Here is a 15,203-nt window from a genome sequence, read left to right on the forward strand (position 1 = left end):
CATATGGGCATCTGGGAAACGCTGGCGCTGGATATGGACCGCCACCGGGTGGTGGCCCTGGTGGGTGCGGGAGGTAAGTCATCCACTCTCTACGCCCTGGCGCGGCAGGCCAGGGACGCGGGAAGGACGGTGATCATCACCACCACCACTCACATCCTGCCCCATCCAGGGCTGCTCTGTACAGACGAGGCGGACCCCAACCGCCTGCGGGCCCTGCTGGAGCGCCGCGGCGTCATTACCGTGGGCTGGATAGGGAAAGAGGGTAAGCTCACCGGGACCGAGGCGCTTGCCCCCTGCCTGGCGGCGGCGGATGTAGTAGTGGTGGAGGCCGACGGAGCCCGTACACGGCCGCTGAAGGTGCCCGCTGCCCATGAGCCGGTTATTCCACCTGAGGCCCGGGCGGTGGTGGCAGTGGCCGGTATGGACAGCGTAGGCGAATCCATCGGAGAGGTATGCCACCGGCCGGAGCTGGTGTGCGCACTGCTCCACCGGCAGCTCACCGACCTCATTACCCCCTGGGATGTGGCGGAGATTTTAGCCAGCCCCCAGGGAGGGCGTAAAGGAGTGGCGGAGGAGATGGCCTTCCGCTGTCTGCTCAACAAGACGGAAGAGCCCCAGCGGGCGGATTACGCCCGGCAGATTCGTGCGCTGCTGGCCCAGCAGGGAATCCAGAGCGCCATTACCTATTATACGGAAGAGGAGCGAGGCGGACGATGCTTATTTTGATCAAAGGTGCGGGCGATCTGGCTACCGGCACCGCGGTGCGGCTGCACCGGGCGGGGTTCCGGGTGGTCATGACCGACCTGGCCCGGCCCACTGCCGTACGCCGTACGGTGGCTTTCAGCCAGTGCATGTACGACGGCGGCGCCCTGGTGGAAGGGGTACAGGCCTGCCGGGCGGCCGATGCCGGAGAGGCCCGGCTGGTGCTGCAGCGGGGAGAGGTCCCTGTATTATGTGATCCGGAGGCTCATGTATTGAGGGACATGCCCTTCGATGCGGTGGTGGATGCCGTTATGGCCAAACGCAACCTGGGTACCGCCATTACGGATGCCCCCGTCGTGTTGGCCCTGGGGCCGGGGTTTACCGCCGGGGTAGACTGCCATGGGGTGATCGAGACCATGCGGGGCCACGATCTGGGCCGTCTTATCACCCAGGGCGCGGCCATGCCCAACACCGGGGTGCCCGGTGAGGTGGGCGGCTGCACCGAGGGACGCATCATCCGCGCTCCGGCCAGCGGCGTATTCGAGCCGGTGGCCCGGATCGGCCAGAAGGTGGAGCAGGGCGAGGTGGTGGCCCGGGTGGGTACGGCTGAGGTAGCTGCCCAGATTACCGGTATTGTCCGGGGAATGCTCCCGGCGGGATTGGAGGTCACCGCCGGGATGAAAGCGGGGGACATCGATCCCCGCTGTGAGGTGCGCCACTGCTTTACCGTGTCGGACAAGGCCCGGGCCATTGCCGGGGGCGTATTGGAAGGACTTTTATATTTCGGAAGGAGAGCGGGCATATGGAGCGACTGATCCTGTGCGGCGGCGGCCACGTATCCCTGCAGGTGGCCTGGATCGCCCAGCGGCTGGACTTTGAACTCTTTGTCATCGATGACCGGGCGGACTTTGCAAACCGGGAGCGCTTCCCTATGGCACGGGAAGTGCTGTGCATGCCCTTCCTGGAGGCTTTGGACCAGCTGGGCAGCCGGAGCAGCGACTACTATGTCATCCTCAGCCGGGGCCATGCCCACGACCGGGACTGCCTGGAGCACGTGCTGCGGGGCCAGTACGCCTACGCAGGCATGATCGGCAGCAAGACCAAGGTGGCCACCGTTATGAAGTCCCTGCGGGAGGAGGGCTTTGACCAGCAGGTGCTGGACGGAGTGTACTCTCCCATCGGTCTGGATATCGGAGCCCAGAGCCCGGCGGAGATCGCTGTGGCCATCGCCGCCCAGCTCATCCAGGTGCGGGCCGCTCTGGGGCCCGGCGCAGTTCCTCCGCCGAAGGGGCCGGGAGTACTGTGCACCATTGTAGAAAAACATGGTTCCGCCCCCCGAGGTGTGGGAACCTGGATGCTGGTGCATCCGGATGGCTCCTGTGAGGGCACCATCGGCGGCGGCGAGGTGGAATATCTGGCCCAGCAGCAGGCTGTGGAGCTGTGGATGAATGGCGGGACCCGGATGCGCAAACACTACGATCTGTCCCACGCCGCCGAGGAGCTGGGCATGGTGTGCGGCGGGAAGATCGACGTGGAATTTGAGGTGCAGCGATGAAACCGATCCAGCTGTTTGTGCTGAAGAATTGTCCCCACTGCCGGCTGGCCCTGCGCTATCAGCAGGAGTTGTTGGAGGAGCACCCTCAGTGGAGGGAAATCCCCCTACGGGTGGTGGATGAGGCGGCGGAGGCCGCCTATGCGGACACCTTTGATTACTACTATGTCCCCTGTTATTATGTGGACGGCGTTAAGCTCCACGAGGGGCACGCGGAGAAAGCGGATGTGGAAGCGGTGTTCCGCGCCGCCGCGGAAGAGACCATAAACGTGTAAAAAAAGCCGCCGGGCAGCCGCCCGGCGGCTTTTTTGTCTGAAACAGGAAACCAAACCGCCTTCTGGAGCGTATAAGAAAGAGAAAGGAGGGGGCGGAGTTGAACCAAGCGTGGAACGACCCGGCGGAACTGGCCCGGCAGTATGCCAAGACCATCTTCCGCCTGGCCTATGCCCGCACGGGCAGTCAGATCGACGCGGAGGACGTGATGCAGGAGGTTTTTGTCCGCCTGCTGCGTGCCCGACCGGACTTTGACAGTCAGGAGCATGCCAAAGCCTGGTTGCTGCGTGTGGCAATCAACTGCACCAATGATCTGTTTCGGCTCTCCCGGCGGCGGAGAGAACAGCCGCTGCCCGATACGCTGCCTGCTCCCGAGCGGGAGGAAGGGGGCGTGGTGGAAGCGGTGCTGGCACTGCCACCCAAGTACCGTATCGTAGTGCATCTGTATTACTATGAGGAACTGAGCATAGCAGAGATCGCTTCCATACTGGGCAAGAGTGAGGGTACGGTAAAGTCCCGGCTGTTCCGGGCTCGGGCATTGCTGCGGCAATATCTGGAGGAGGACGACAATGTTTCAGAACGACTATAGGCGGGAAATGGATGGCCTTATGCCCGGTCAGGCAGCGCTGGAGCGGCTGAATGCTTTGCTGGAGGCTGACAAGCTTCCGCCGCGCCGCAGTTGGCAGGGGCGGCGGCGGGCCGTGGCAGCGGTGGGGTTGTGCGCCGTGCTGGCTGTGTCCGCCCTGGCGGCTGGTCCCACGCTGTGGGCGCAGCTGGAACAGCATCTGGGCGGCTTTGCACCTTATGTTCAGCCTATGGAGGGCACTGCGGTGGAGCAGGGCATCCGTGTTGAGCTGCAAAGCGGTATTGCCGACGGTGCCGGGTTCCGGGTCTATGCGACCCTGACAGATCTGGAGGGCGACCGGCTCAATGACCATACCACCGTACGTGCCCGGCTGCGCAACGATGCGGAGGACGAGATCGCAGTCTCCTGCCACACCTTGGAATGGGAGGAGGAGAGCCACACTCTGCTGCTGGAGCTGGAGCAGGACACGGAGGAGCTGCCCAAGGATGGGCTGGAACTGGTGCTTACCAGTATTGACCCTGCGGAACACTGGGAGGAGGAGACGCTGTTTGCGCCGCCTGAAACGACACAGACACTGGAGAGCACCGGGGATGGACTGGAAGAGGTGCTTCTGCCCGGCCAGAATCCACAGACGAACCCGGACGCTCCGGATTACAGCATCAGCTCCATAGGGTTTGGCCGGGACGGCTGTCTCCATGTCCGGCTGCGGTGGGACTCAGACCGGCAATGCGAGGGAATGACAGTGATCCCTATGGACCGGGACGGTACACCGCTGAGTAGCTGCCGCACACTGGCGCTGGAGGACGGCTGGGAGTGTGTGCTGGAAGAGATCGGCCCTGAGCAGTTGTCCGAAGTCCATACTCTGGCGGTCAATGCGTCCTGCTCCTCGGGCGAGCCTGCGCTGCGGGGAGAATGGGTCCTTCCACTGGAACTGGAGCGGGCCCGTGAGCGGGTAATCGCCCTGGATCCCAATCAGACGGACGGCTATGCGCGGGAGGTACGTATCTCCTGCCTAGGGGTAACGGTGGTAGGAGATGCCGCAGAACCTCTGGAGCAAATACAACCGGTGGAGGTATTCTGCAAGGATGGCGCTGCGTTGCAGTCGGTGAGCCTGATGGCGACCCAGGACCGGGACGGGACGCGCTGGGAGGTCTGGCGATTTGATGAGCCCATCACGCTGGAGACCATTGACTACATTACCGTCGGTGGGACTCCCATCGCCCTAGGCTGAGGCTCGCCTCCGTTCCAACGGCTTCGACAAAACGGGAAAATGCTGTAAAGTAGAATTACATTACAAATAAAAAGAAGAAACAGTGAAACATTTTTGCCTGCTGCTGCGGATAAAGGGCAGAAAGGGGATGAGACGATGGCTTTGGAGTACGATCCGGGGGATCTGGCCGGACGGTATGGTCCGGCGGTGTATCGCCTGGCGTTTGCCCGCACGGGCAGCCGGGCCGATGCGGAGGACGTGATGCAGGAGACCTTTCTGCGCCTGGTGCGCCGCCGCCCGGTGCTGGAGAGCGAGGAGCACGCCAAAGCCTGGCTGATCCACGTGGCCCTGGGGTGCGTAGCGGACCTGTACCGGACGCCATGGCGGCGGCACGATTTGCCCCTCAGCGAGGACTTGTCCGCCCCGGAACCGGCGGAATGTGGCGTGTTGGAGGCAGTGCTGGCGCTGCCGGAGAAGTACCGGGTGCCGGTGCACCTTTACTACTATGAGGAGCTGACCACCGCCCAGATTGCCCGGGTAATGGGAAAGAAGGAGGCCACTGTGCGCACTTGGCTGCGGCGGGGCAGGCTGTTGCTGAGTCAGATGCTGAAAGGGGGAGCGGGCGATGTGGAAGCAGGAATATAAACAGGAGCTGAACGCCATAGGGCCCAATCCGGAGCAGATGGCCCGCCTGCGCTGGATGGTGGAGCAGGCCAAGCAGGGCCTGCCGGAGACCCGGGAACCGACCCATTATCGGCCGGGCCGCCGGGCGGTGGCCACCGTCGTATTGTGCGCGGCGCTGGCCGTGTCGGCCCTGGCTGCCGGGCCCAGCCTGTGGCAGACGCTGGAGGCACACCTGGGGCCCTATGCTCCCTTTGCCCGGGAGGTAGAGGGGACTGCCACCGGTCAGGGCATCCGGCTGGAGCTGCTCAGCGCCGTCAGCGACGGCTATACCGCCAGGGTGTACTATACCCTCACCGACCAAAAGGGCGGACGGTTCAACGACCACACCCGGGTGCATGCCTGGCTGAAGGGGACCACGTTGGGTGGGGTCGCCCTGGGCAGTCACGTGGTCTCCTACGACGCCGACAGCGGCACCCTTCTGATGGAGACCAGCGTAGAGGGCGTGGACACCAGCCAGCCCGTGGAGCTGGAGGTGTTGGAGATCGACCCGGCCTATTATATGCTCTGGGACGGCCGCTTTGAGCCCGTAGTGCCGGAGAAGCCTCTGGAAACGGAGACCACGGCGGAGGGAGAAGTGGTGCTAAAGGCGGGCCAAAACCCACAGACCAGCCCGGATACGGACGTAGTGTCCATCTCCTCTATGGGCTTTGACGGGGAAGGAAACTTCCACATTCGTTTGACCCTGGCAGAGGGCTACTCGAACGATGCTCTGCTGGCGGTGCCCTATAACGCTGCTGGGGAACAGATAGGGACCACCAAAGCTCAGACCGCCGTGGCGAGGGGCGTGGACAGCCTGATTGAAGGGATCACCCAGGCGGACGTGGCAGACATCGCGTTCATCCGGGTGTATGGTCCCTACCGGGGCCCGGAGGAGACCATCGAGGGAACGTGGACCCTGCCGGTGGAGCTGAAGGCAGCGGAACAGAAAATCATACAGGTGGGCCGTACCCTGGCGGACGGATTCTACGTGGAGCGCATCGAGGTCTCGGGCATGAACATTGCCGTCTTTTTCCGGGATGGGGATAAAAACTGGTTCCCGGTCTGGGTCACGGACCGGGCGGGAGAGACGGCCGGCGTGCCCCTGGACTATATGAACTTCAATGCTGATACCGGACTGAGCTGCGGCATTTGGAGCTATGAAACTCCAATAGACCTAAAGAATCTGACGGCACTGACCCTTTTGGGCGAGACCTTTCCCCTGGACTGAACAGAAAAACCGGGCGCCTCCCAGCGGGAGACGCCCGGTTTTGTTATGCATGCAGGTCCTCCGGTTTATCCACATCGGAGAGCTCCTTTGGGGAAAAGGCCTCCACCAGAACCAGCCGGTCCGGGTGGCGGCGGATCACTGCACCGCCGCCGGTGTCCCCGGCGAGAGCGGACAGCTCTCCGAAGAGATCTGCGGGGAATACCACCGGATTACCCTTTTGTCCCTGCCAGGACAGGGCGCAGATGGCGGTTTTTGATTGCTGAAAGGAATTCAATAGATGAATAATACTGTTTGTGGTCAAAAAAGGCTGGTCACACACGGCGAAGAGCACACCGTCCATGCCCTCCATGGCGGTCATACCCAGGCGGATGGAGGCGGAGATCCCCTCCGCTGCGCCGGCGTTAAACAGGGGGAGAAAACCGCAGTTTTCCCCAGCTGACAGGATTTCGGTGTAGGGAGAACAGACCGCAACCCGGTCCAGACCGGCTCCGGCCAGGGCGTTCATGGCCCGGCGGTAGAGGGGGATTCCCTCCACTTCACGCAGCAGCTTGTTGCCCCCAAAGCGCCGCCCGGCCCCCGAGGCCATGAGGATGGCACCCAGCTTCATCGCCAGAACCCGGCGGGCCCCCGGTGGACGTAACGTCCCAGCCCCTCGGCGGTCACCCGGCCGTCTTCCACAGCCACCTGGCCGCTGAGGAGCACGGTGTCGGTCCGGCCCGCCATCTCCAGCCCCTCATAGGGGGTATAGTCCACGTTCTGGTACTGCTCCCCGGCCGTGATGGTCCAGAGGTGGTTGGGGTCAAAAATGACGAGGTCCGCGTCGCTCCCAACCGCCAGGGCTCCCTTTTGAGGGAACATGCCGAACAGCTGGGCGGGGCGCTGGGACAGAGCCAGCATCATCTGGTGGGCAGTGATGCGCCCGGATTTCACCCCATAGGTGTACAGCAGAGCAGGGCGGTGCTCCGTGCCCGGGATGCCCCCGGGGATGGCGGAGAAGTCGTCCTTGCCCAGCATCTTGGTGGGCTCATAGCGGAAAGAGCAGTGGTCGGTGCCGATGGTGTCGATCTCGCCGCCCTCCAGGGCCTGCCACAGGGCATCCACATCGGACTGAGGACGCAGGGGAGGGGCGCAGACGTACTTGGCGCCCTCAAAGCCGGGCAGGCGGTACTTCTCCTCGGTGAGGGTGAGATACTGGGGACAAGTCTCCAGATACACCTTCTGGCCCCGCCTGCGGGCGGCCCGGGCGGCCTCCAGACCGCGCCGGGTAGACAGGTGGACCACGTTCACCGGATACCCCGCCTGCTCGGCCAGAGCCAGCCAGCGGGTGACGGCCTCGGCCTCCATAGCGGCGGTGTGGGACAGGGGGTGGCTGGCGGGGGAGCGTTTGCCGGCGGCTTTCAGCTCGGCCACGGCGGCGTCGATGAGGTCGCCGTTTTCACAGTGGCAGCCAACAATGCCCCCTTCTTTGCCCACTGCCTTAATGACCTCATAGGCCACACCGTCGCTTACCCGGATGTTGGCGTAGGCTAGGTAGACCTTGTAGGAGGTGACCCCCTGCTGGGTCATCCGGGGAATTTCCTCCAAAATGCGGCTGTCCCAGTCCTTGATGGTCATGTGGAAACCGTAGTGGCAGCTGGCGTGGCCATCGGCCCGGCTGTGCCACTCCTCCAGCGCCGACTGGAGGGAGGCCCCACGCTGGGGCTCGGCAAAGTCCAGTACGCAGGTGGTGCCGCCGGCCAGGGCAGCCCGGGTACCGGTGGTCCAGTTGTCGGCGGTCTCCCGGATGGTGCCCTTGTTCATCTCAAAGTGGGTATGGGTGTCGATAAAGCCGGGGAAGACCAGCTTGCCCGCGGCGTCGATGACCCGGCTGTCCCCCACGGGAAGGGAGGGGCCAATCTGGACAATCGTTTCCCCCTCCACCCGCAGGTCGGCCTTCACCGGCCCGTTGGGGCAGAGCAGGGTGCCGTTTTGAATAAGGATAGACATGGCAAAGGCTCCTTTCCCGCCACGGCTCAGGCGAACTGGAGGCCCAGCTGCAGCAGCACCAGCGGCACGGCCAGCTTGATCACACCGGTGGAGGCGGTCATGAAGGCCAGCAGCAGCAGGGCCTGACCCCGCTTACCGAAGGTATCGGTCCAGCGGCCCAACATACGGGTGAAGTTGGCCGTGCGGTTCTGCGCGCCGATGAGATCGGCCACGCTCTTGACGATAGTGAAGGCGGTATAGCCCATCCAGATAGGCAGGCCTATCAGGGAGAGGTTGTAGCGGTAGCCGCCCGTGAGCAGCAGGTAGAGGGCCAGCAGGAAGCTGGCTACGGTAAAGAGAAGGTAGGCCCAGACGCCCACCTTGGCGGCGTGGTCATTCATGTGCGGTTTCCTTTCTTGTTGAAGTTGCGGGACAGATGCCCCGGCGGGCAAAGGCCTCCAGCAGCGCGTCCATGTCCGGCTTGACCAGCATGGGCTCTCCGGCGGCCTTGATGCCGTTTTGTACGTCCTTCAGACCGTTGCCGGTGACGATGCTCACCACCGTGCTGTCCGGGGAGATGAGCCCTAGCTCCAGGGCCTTTTTCACACCGGCGGTGCCGGTCACCCCGGCAGGCTCCCCAAACACCCCCTGGGTGCGGCCCAGCAGTCGCATGGCGGAAAGGATCTCCTCATCAGAGACATTCACCGCTACGCCGTGGGATTCCCGGATGGCATGGAGGGCCTTATCCGGGTTGCGGGGCACGCCTACAGCGATGGAGTCGGCCAGGGTATTTTCCTCCATGGGCTGCCAGGGCTGTCCGGTCTGAATGGCCCGGTTCAGGGGGCAGCAGCCCTCCGCCTGAACGGCGATGAGCCGGGGCAGCTTGTCGATAAACCCAGCGGCGTACAGATCCTTGAGCCCCTTCCAGGCCCCGGCGATGGTGCACCCATCCCCCACGGACAGGGCAATATAGTCGGGCGCCTGCCAGTGCAGCTGCTCCAGAATCTCCAGGGTCACCGTCTTTTTCCCTTCCGAGAGGTAGGGGTTGATGGCGGCGTTGCGGTTGTACCAGCCCCAGCGGCCGATGGCGGCTTTGGACAGCTCAAAGGTGTCCTCATAGGAGCCGTCCACGCTGATGACGGTGGAGCCGAAAATGCGCAGTTGGGCTACCTTCCCCTTGGGAGCGCGAGCGGGCACAAAAATGTAGGTGGCCAGCCCTGCCGCCGCCGCGTTCCCCGCTAGGGAGGAGGCGGCGTTGCCGGTGGAGGAGCAGGCGATGGTGTCTGCCCCCGCCTCCCGGGCCTTGACCACGGCCAGGGCGGAGGCCCGGTCCTTCAGCGAGGCGGTGGGGTTGAGACCGTCGTCTTTGATGTACAGGGTGTTCAGCCCCAGTTCTCCCGCCAGCCGGTCAGCCCGGTAGAGGGGGGACCAGCCCACCCGCAGCGGGGGCGGGGAGGAGCGCTCTTCCACCGGCAGGAAGGGCCGGTAGCGCCACATGGACCAGTCGGAACAGGCTGCCAGGTCCTTGGGTGAGAAGTCCCGCCGGATGGCGGCGTAGTCGTACTGAATATCCAGAATGCCCCCGCAGGTGCAGGTGGTGAGGTCGGGGACGGCGGCATACTCTTTGCCGCATTTGACGCACTTGGCGCCCAGAACGTACCGCATAATTCGAACCTCACAGTCCGGCCAGCACGCCGGTGGCTTCGTTAAAGGAGCGGATGAGTTCATCCAGGGCGTCGGCCTGCCGGTGTACGTCCTGCCAGGTGGTGCCATACCACAGCGCATCCAGCGCCTCAGGGTCCTTGCCCTGCTGTTCCACCCAGGTGTAGTACTTCAGGTTGTGCACCCGCTTGCGGTCGCGGTAACCCAGCTCCGCCATGTGGTCGGTGTCCTGGCCCAGCAGGCGCAGGGCGTAGTCCACCGCGGCGGCACGGTCGGAGTAGGGACCGTGCTTTTCCGCCATCTCAGCCAGACGGGAGCGGTACATGTCGGAGGAGTCGGTGAGCACGGTACACACCACGTCATGTTCCGTGAGTTCGTAGTACTTGGCCAGCTTCACGCAGCACAGCACGTTGGCGATGCCCGAAATGCCCAGCAGGGGGAGCTGGTCCAGCACCTCCTCCGCCACGCCGGCCTCCTTCAGGCAGGCCCGGCCCGCCGGCTCATTGAACAGCCGCAGCAGGGTCAGCGGGTCATTGTCGTCGATGTCGATGACCATGTCGGTGTTCTTTACATTGTGGATCCAGGGGATGTGCTTGTCGCCGATGCCCTCGATGCGGTGGTCGCCAAAGCCGTTTTCCAGGATGGTGGGGCACTGGAGGGCCTCACCCACCGCCAGCTTCATCTGGGGATAGACCTCTTTGAGGTAGTCCCCGCAGCCGATGGTGCCGGCGGAGCCGGAGGTAAAGCAGGCACCCGCCAACCGGTCACCCGGGCGGCGTATGGCCTCAAAGGTCTCAGCAATGGCGCTGCCGGTGACCTGGTAGTGCCACAGGTGGTTGCCCATCTCCTCAAACTGGTTGAAGATCATACAGTCTGGCTCTCGCCGTAGCTCGTTGGTCTTGTCAAAGATCTCCTTTACGTTGGACTCCGACCCGGGCGTGGCGATGATCTCCCCGGCGATCTGGCGCAGCCAGTCGAACCGCTCCCGGCTCATGCCGGCGGGGAGGATGGCCACCGACCGGACCCCCAGCAGCTTGGAGTTGAAGGCGCCGCCCCGGCAGTAATTGCCGGTGGAGGGCCACACCGCCCGCTGCCAAGTGGCGTCGAACTGGCCGGTAACCAGCCGGGGCACCAGACACCCGAAGGAGGCGCCCACCTTGTGGCAGCCGGTGGGGAACCACTTGCCCACCAGGGCAATGATGCGGGCGGGAACGCCGGTGAGGGCGGGGGGAAGTTCGATGTAATTGGGCACGCTGCGGTAGAGACCGCCGGAGGGCACGGGCTCGTTCTTCCAGGTGATGCGGAACAGGTTCAGCGGGTCCACGTCCCACAGACCCACCCCATTCAGCCGGGCGCGGATGACCTCCGGCACGGTCTCCGGGTGCTTCATATTCTCGAAGGTGGGGATAACCACTCCACATTCCCGGGCCTTGCCGATGTTGTGCTCCAGCTGTTCCCGGCACAGGGTCAGATCGATCATAGCTTAGCCTCCTTACGTTGGATTGCCTTGCTCTCATGATAGCACATGGCGGGAATAAATCAAGCGAAATCAAACCGATTGTCGGCATATCAAACAAAAAAGAAGGTTGGAACAGATGTCCCTTTCTTTTTTTTACACAATGCGCTATACTGGTTCAAACGAGGAAAAGGAGGTGCCCCTATGGAAGTCGGGCGAAGCATTCCCCGGGTGGACGGGGCCGATAAGGTGACCGGACGGGCCAAATATACCGATGATCTCTGCCCCCGCCCGGTGCTGGAGGCGGCGGTGCTCCACAGCACCATTGCCAACGGCTGGGTCAAGGCAATGGATATCTCCGCCGCTCAGGCCCTGCCGGGCGTGGTGAAGGTATTGACCTGTTTTGACGTGCCGGATATTCAGTATCCCACCCCCGGTCACCCCTGGAGCGTAGAAAAGGCCCATCAGGACGTGGCTGACCGGAAGCTCCTCAACCGCCGGGTGCGGATCTACGGGGATGACATTGCGGCTGTGGTGGCCGAGGACGCCATCACCGCCCGCCGGGCATTGAAGCTCATCCGGGTGGAGTATGAGGAGTATCCCGTCCTGCTGGAGCCGGAGCAGGCCATGGCCGAGGGCGCGACTCCCATCCACGCGGAACATCCGGATAATATCCTGGCCAAAATGGACCTGCGTACCTCCATCTCGGACGACCGGTTCGAAACGGTGGAGCAGGTGCTGGACAGCCCGGACTTTTTCCAGTTCCGGGGCCGGTATGAGACCCAACAGGTCCAGCACTGCCACATTGAAAACCCGGTCTCCTTTGCATGGATGGAGGCCGGGCGCATCCACGTGGTTACCTCCACCCAGATTCCCCACATCGTCCGCCGGGTCATCGGCCAGGCGCTGGGTATTGGCTGGGGAAAGATCCGGGTGGTGAAGCCCTACATCGGCGGCGGCTTCGGCAACAAGCAGGAGGTGCTCTACGAGCCCCTCAATGCCTGGCTCACCACTCAGGTGGGGGGCAGGTGTGTCCGGCTGGATATTTCCCGGGAAGAGACCTTCCAGAATACCCGCTCCCGCCACCCCATCTCCTTCGACGTGGCGGCGGCGGTGGACCGGGATGGGAACCTGATGGCACGGTCCTGCACCGCCATTTCCAACCAGGGGGGCTACGCCTCCCACGGCCACTCCATCGTGGCCAACTCGGTCACTGGGTTCCGCCAGCTCTATCTGGACCGGATCGGTCACCACTCCACCGCCTACACGGTGTACACCAACCGGCCCGCCCCTGGCGCCATGCGGGGATACGGCATCCCCCAGTGCAACTTTGCCGTGGAGTGCATGATGGAGGACATTGCCCGGGCAATGGAGCTGGACCCCATCGCGTTCCGGCTGAAGAACCTCATGCCCCTGGGGTATGTAGATCCCTTCAACGGCATCACTTGCCACTCCACCGGCCTGAAAGAGTGCATCCAGAAGGGGGCCCAGGCCATCGGCTGGGAGGAGCTGCGGGCGCGCTACAAAGACCAGACCGGCCCGGTGCGCCGGGGCGTGGGCATGGCCTGCTTCTCCTATAAGACCGGCGTGTATCCCATTTCCCTGGAAACGGCCTCCGCCCGGCTGGTGCTCAACCAGGACGGCACGGTGCAGCTCCACCTGGGAGCCACCGAGATTGGACAGGGGGGCGACACCGTCTTCTCCCAGATGGCCGCCGAGGCCATCGGCATCCCCACGGAGGATGTGCATATCGTCTCCTTCCAGGACACCGACACCGCCCCCTTTGACACCGGGGCCTATGCCTCCCGGCAGACCTATGTCACCGGCAAGGCCATCAAAAAGGTGGGCCTGGAGTTCCGCCAGAAGCTGCTCGACTACGCCGCCGAGCTCTTCCCAGAGGCAAAGGATCTGACCATTTCGGAGCGGTTTGTCACCAACGGCGCGGGGGAGCGGCTCATCTCCCTGGAGGAGCTGGCCACCACCGCCTTCTACTCCCTGGAGCACAGTGTCCACATCACCGCCGAGGGCACCAACCACTGCAAGGAAAATACCTTCGCCTTCGGCTGCTGCTTTGCCGAGGTGGAGGTGGATATTCCCCTGGGAAAGGTAAAGGTACTGCGGATGATCAACGTCCACGACTCGGGCAGGCTCATTAACCCCGCCCTGGCGGCGGCCCAGGTCCACGGCGGCATGAGCATGGGCATCGGCTATGCCCTCACCGAGGAGATGAAGTTTGATCCCAAAACCGGCCGGCTGCTTAACGGCAACCTGCTGGACTACAAGATGCCTACCTCCATGGACCACCCGGACCTGACCGCTCTGTTTGTGGAGACCGACGACCCCTCCGGTCCCTTCGGCAACAAGGCCCTGGGCGAGCCGCCGGTGATCCCGGTGGCTCCTGCCATCCGCAACGCGGTGCTCAATGCCACCGGCGTGGCGGTGAATACCCTGCCCCTGTCCCCCCAGAAGCTGGTGGAGGAATTTACAAAAGGAGGGCTGATCGGCCATGTATGATATTGGTTCCATTTACTCGGCCACATCGGTGGCGGATGCCATCCGGGCCCTTCAGGCCGATCCTGCTGCTGTGGTTATCGCCGGCGGCACCGACGTACTCATCAAGATCCGGGAGGGTAAACTGGCCGGCTGTTCCCTGGTGTCCATCCACGAGCTGGGGGAGGAGCTGAAGAGCATCGCCCTGGCGGACAACGGCGATGTGGAGATCGGCCCCCTGTCTACCTTCCGGGACGTGACCTTCAGCGACGTGATCCGCCAGAGTGTCCCCGTATTGGGGGAGGCCACCGACCAGGCCGGCGGACCTCAGCTGCGTGCGGCGGGCACCATCGGCGGCAACGTGTGCAACGGCATCACCTCCGCCGACTCAGCCTCCACCCTCATGGCGCTGGACGCTGTCATGGTGGTCCGGGGCCCGGCGGGAGAGCGGCGGGTGCCCATCTCCCAGTGGTACAAGGGGGTGGGCAAGGTGGACCTGGCCCACGACGAGCTGCTGGTAAAAATCATCATTCCCCGGGAAAGCTATGCGGGCTTTACCGGCCACTACATCAAGTACGCCCAGCGCAGCGCTATGGACATTGCCACCCTGGGGGTGAGCTGCCTGGTAAAGCTGAGCGCAGACAAGCAGACCGCCGAGACTGTCAAGCTGGCCTTCGGCGTGGCCGGGCCGGTACCCATGCGCTCACCCGCCGCCGAGGCGGCGGTGTCCGGCCTGCCCATTGGGCAGGCCATCGAGGACATCGGCAAGGCCGCCCTCCAGGACGTAAATCCACGCACCAGTTGGCGGGCGTCCCGGGAGTTCCGCCTCCAGCTGGTGGAGGAGCTGTCCGGCCGGGCGCTGCGGGAAGCGGCGCGGAAGGGAGGGGCTCAGGTATGATGGAAGTTCTGCACTGTACCGTGAACAACAAGCCGGTGGAAGTGGGCATTGACCCCCGGGAGTCCCTGGCGGACACCCTGCGGGAGCGGCTGGGCCTCACCAGTGTGAAGAAAGGCTGTGAGGTGGGGGAGTGCGGAGCCTGTACGGTCCTGGTAGACGGGGTAGCCATCGATTCCTGCATCTACCTGTCCGTCTGGGCCCAGGGCAAGACCATCCTCACCGTGGAGGGACTCCAGAACGAGAACGGAGAGCTGACTCCGCTGCAGAAGGCCTTTGTGGAGGAGGCCGCCATCCAGTGCGGCTTCTGCACCCCCGGCATCATCATGTCGGCGGTGGAGATCGTGGGCTCCGGCAAGCGATATACCCGGGACGAGCTGCGCAAGCTCATCTCCGGCCACCTGTGCCGCTGCACCGGCTATGAGAACATCCTCAATGCCGTGGAGCGGGCGGTGGATGAGGCCCACAAGTTTGTGGGGAAAGCATAAAAAAAGACCTGCGGTTTTAACCGCAGGTCTTTT

Annotated in this window: 16 protein-coding genes; 11 read left to right on the forward strand and 5 right to left on the reverse strand. The window is 63.7% G+C overall.

Annotation, left to right across the window (positions count from 1 at the left end; translation table 11 throughout):
• Positions 1-3 precede the first annotated feature (3 nt).
• From yqeC to WMO45_RS09020, 8 genes are all read left to right on the forward strand, one after another.
• Entirely contained in the window at positions 4-726 is a 723-nt protein-coding gene (yqeC, locus tag WMO45_RS08985; protein ID WP_349140327.1) for a selenium cofactor biosynthesis protein YqeC, read from the forward strand.
• Complete coding sequence (yqeB, locus tag WMO45_RS08990) at positions 714-1,517, forward strand: selenium-dependent molybdenum cofactor biosynthesis protein YqeB (protein WP_349140329.1); 804 nt, start codon at positions 714-716, stop codon at positions 1,515-1,517. The genes yqeC and yqeB overlap by 13 nt, the downstream gene beginning before the upstream one ends.
• Positions 1,505-2,257, forward strand: coding sequence for an XdhC family protein (locus WMO45_RS08995; RefSeq protein WP_349140331.1), 753 nt, complete (start codon positions 1,505-1,507; stop codon positions 2,255-2,257). The genes yqeB and WMO45_RS08995 overlap by 13 nt, the downstream gene beginning before the upstream one ends.
• On the forward strand, positions 2,254-2,529 hold the full coding sequence (locus tag WMO45_RS09000) for a thioredoxin (protein WP_349140332.1): 276 nt from the start codon (positions 2,254-2,256) through the stop codon (positions 2,527-2,529). The genes WMO45_RS08995 and WMO45_RS09000 overlap by 4 nt, the downstream gene beginning before the upstream one ends.
• 98 nt (positions 2,530-2,627) lie before the next feature.
• Complete coding sequence (locus WMO45_RS09005; protein WP_349140334.1) at positions 2,628-3,116, forward strand: RNA polymerase sigma factor; 489 nt, start codon at positions 2,628-2,630, stop codon at positions 3,114-3,116.
• On the forward strand, positions 3,097-4,344 hold the full coding sequence (locus tag WMO45_RS09010) for a hypothetical protein (protein ID WP_349140335.1): 1,248 nt from the start codon (positions 3,097-3,099) through the stop codon (positions 4,342-4,344). The genes WMO45_RS09005 and WMO45_RS09010 overlap by 20 nt, the downstream gene beginning before the upstream one ends.
• 135 nt (positions 4,345-4,479) lie before the next feature.
• The gene (locus WMO45_RS09015) at positions 4,480-4,968 is read left to right on the forward strand and encodes an RNA polymerase sigma factor (RefSeq protein ID WP_349140336.1); all 489 of its coding nucleotides are present in this window, start codon (positions 4,480-4,482) and stop codon (positions 4,966-4,968) included.
• Positions 4,949-6,214, forward strand: coding sequence for a hypothetical protein (locus WMO45_RS09020; protein ID WP_349140337.1), 1,266 nt, complete (start codon positions 4,949-4,951; stop codon positions 6,212-6,214). Before WMO45_RS09015 ends, WMO45_RS09020 begins: the two co-directional genes overlap by 20 nt.
• A 43-nt stretch (positions 6,215-6,257) precedes the next feature.
• Here the strand turns inward: WMO45_RS09020 and WMO45_RS09025 are convergent, their stop codons facing one another.
• Genes WMO45_RS09025 through WMO45_RS09045 form a run of 5 tightly spaced genes read right to left on the reverse strand, consistent with a single transcriptional unit; the run spans position 6,258 to position 11,321 of the window.
• Positions 6,258-6,821: a nucleotidyltransferase family protein gene (locus tag WMO45_RS09025; RefSeq protein WP_349140338.1), complete on the reverse strand. Its 564-nt coding sequence runs from the start codon at positions 6,819-6,821 to the stop codon at positions 6,258-6,260.
• Positions 6,818-8,200: a dihydropyrimidinase gene (gene hydA, locus WMO45_RS09030; protein WP_349140339.1), complete on the reverse strand. Its 1,383-nt coding sequence runs from the start codon at positions 8,198-8,200 to the stop codon at positions 6,818-6,820. Before hydA ends, WMO45_RS09025 begins: the two co-directional genes overlap by 4 nt.
• Positions 8,201-8,226: 26 nt before the next feature.
• Complete coding sequence (locus WMO45_RS09035) at positions 8,227-8,580, reverse strand: hypothetical protein (protein WP_349140340.1); 354 nt, start codon at positions 8,578-8,580, stop codon at positions 8,227-8,229.
• Positions 8,573-9,844, reverse strand: coding sequence for a threonine synthase (locus WMO45_RS09040; protein ID WP_349140341.1), 1,272 nt, complete (start codon positions 9,842-9,844; stop codon positions 8,573-8,575). Before WMO45_RS09040 ends, WMO45_RS09035 begins: the two co-directional genes overlap by 8 nt.
• A gap of 10 nt (positions 9,845-9,854) precedes the next feature.
• A complete protein-coding gene (locus tag WMO45_RS09045; protein ID WP_349140342.1) occupies positions 9,855-11,321 on the reverse strand; it encodes a pyridoxal-phosphate dependent enzyme in 1,467 nt (488 codons plus the stop codon).
• A gap of 180 nt (positions 11,322-11,501) precedes the next feature.
• Here WMO45_RS09045 and xdhA point away from each other — a divergent pair, with 180 nt between their 5' ends.
• Genes xdhA through xdhC form a run of 3 tightly spaced genes read left to right on the forward strand, consistent with a single transcriptional unit; the run spans position 11,502 to position 15,170 of the window.
• Positions 11,502-13,811, forward strand: coding sequence for a xanthine dehydrogenase subunit XdhA (gene xdhA, locus WMO45_RS09050; RefSeq protein ID WP_349140343.1), 2,310 nt, complete (start codon positions 11,502-11,504; stop codon positions 13,809-13,811).
• Positions 13,804-14,685 carry a xanthine dehydrogenase subunit XdhB gene (gene xdhB, locus WMO45_RS09055; RefSeq protein ID WP_349140344.1) on the forward strand — a complete coding sequence of 294 codons (882 nt, stop codon included), beginning with the start codon at positions 13,804-13,806 and terminating at the stop codon, positions 14,683-14,685. The genes xdhA and xdhB overlap by 8 nt, the downstream gene beginning before the upstream one ends.
• Positions 14,682-15,170, forward strand: coding sequence for a xanthine dehydrogenase subunit XdhC (gene xdhC, locus WMO45_RS09060; RefSeq protein WP_349140345.1), 489 nt, complete (start codon positions 14,682-14,684; stop codon positions 15,168-15,170). Before xdhB ends, xdhC begins: the two co-directional genes overlap by 4 nt.
• The last annotated feature ends 33 nt before the right edge of the window (positions 15,171-15,203 follow it).

Source organism: Flavonifractor hominis, assembly GCF_040095835.1.
Lineage (GTDB): Bacteria > Bacillota > Clostridia > Oscillospirales > Oscillospiraceae > Flavonifractor > Flavonifractor hominis.

Bases quoted from the DNA above. Each gene is read 5' to 3' on its own strand.
- yqeC (WP_349140327.1), top strand. From the start codon at position 4: ATGGGCATCTGGGAAACGCTGGCGCTGGATATGGACCGCCACCGGGTG.
- yqeB (WP_349140329.1), top strand. From the start codon at position 714: ATGCTTATTTTGATCAAAGGTGCGGGCGATCTGGCTACCGGCACCGCG.
- WMO45_RS08995 (WP_349140331.1), top strand. From the start codon at position 1,505: ATGGAGCGACTGATCCTGTGCGGCGGCGGCCACGTATCCCTGCAGGTG.
- WMO45_RS09000 (WP_349140332.1), top strand. From the start codon at position 2,254: ATGAAACCGATCCAGCTGTTTGTGCTGAAGAATTGTCCCCACTGCCGG.
- WMO45_RS09010 (WP_349140335.1), top strand. From the start codon at position 3,097: ATGTTTCAGAACGACTATAGGCGGGAAATGGATGGCCTTATGCCCGGT.
- WMO45_RS09015 (WP_349140336.1), top strand. From the start codon at position 4,480: ATGGCTTTGGAGTACGATCCGGGGGATCTGGCCGGACGGTATGGTCCG.
- WMO45_RS09020 (WP_349140337.1), top strand. From the start codon at position 4,949: ATGTGGAAGCAGGAATATAAACAGGAGCTGAACGCCATAGGGCCCAAT.
- WMO45_RS09025 (WP_349140338.1), bottom strand. From the start codon at position 6,821: ATGAAGCTGGGTGCCATCCTCATGGCCTCGGGGGCCGGGCGGCGCTTT.
- hydA (WP_349140339.1), bottom strand. From the start codon at position 8,200: ATGTCTATCCTTATTCAAAACGGCACCCTGCTCTGCCCCAACGGGCCG.
- WMO45_RS09035 (WP_349140340.1), bottom strand. From the start codon at position 8,580: ATGAATGACCACGCCGCCAAGGTGGGCGTCTGGGCCTACCTTCTCTTT.
- WMO45_RS09040 (WP_349140341.1), bottom strand. From the start codon at position 9,844: ATGCGGTACGTTCTGGGCGCCAAGTGCGTCAAATGCGGCAAAGAGTAT.
- WMO45_RS09045 (WP_349140342.1), bottom strand. From the start codon at position 11,321: ATGATCGATCTGACCCTGTGCCGGGAACAGCTGGAGCACAACATCGGC.
- xdhA (WP_349140343.1), top strand. From the start codon at position 11,502: ATGGAAGTCGGGCGAAGCATTCCCCGGGTGGACGGGGCCGATAAGGTG.
- xdhB (WP_349140344.1), top strand. From the start codon at position 13,804: ATGTATGATATTGGTTCCATTTACTCGGCCACATCGGTGGCGGATGCC.
- xdhC (WP_349140345.1), top strand. From the start codon at position 14,682: ATGATGGAAGTTCTGCACTGTACCGTGAACAACAAGCCGGTGGAAGTG.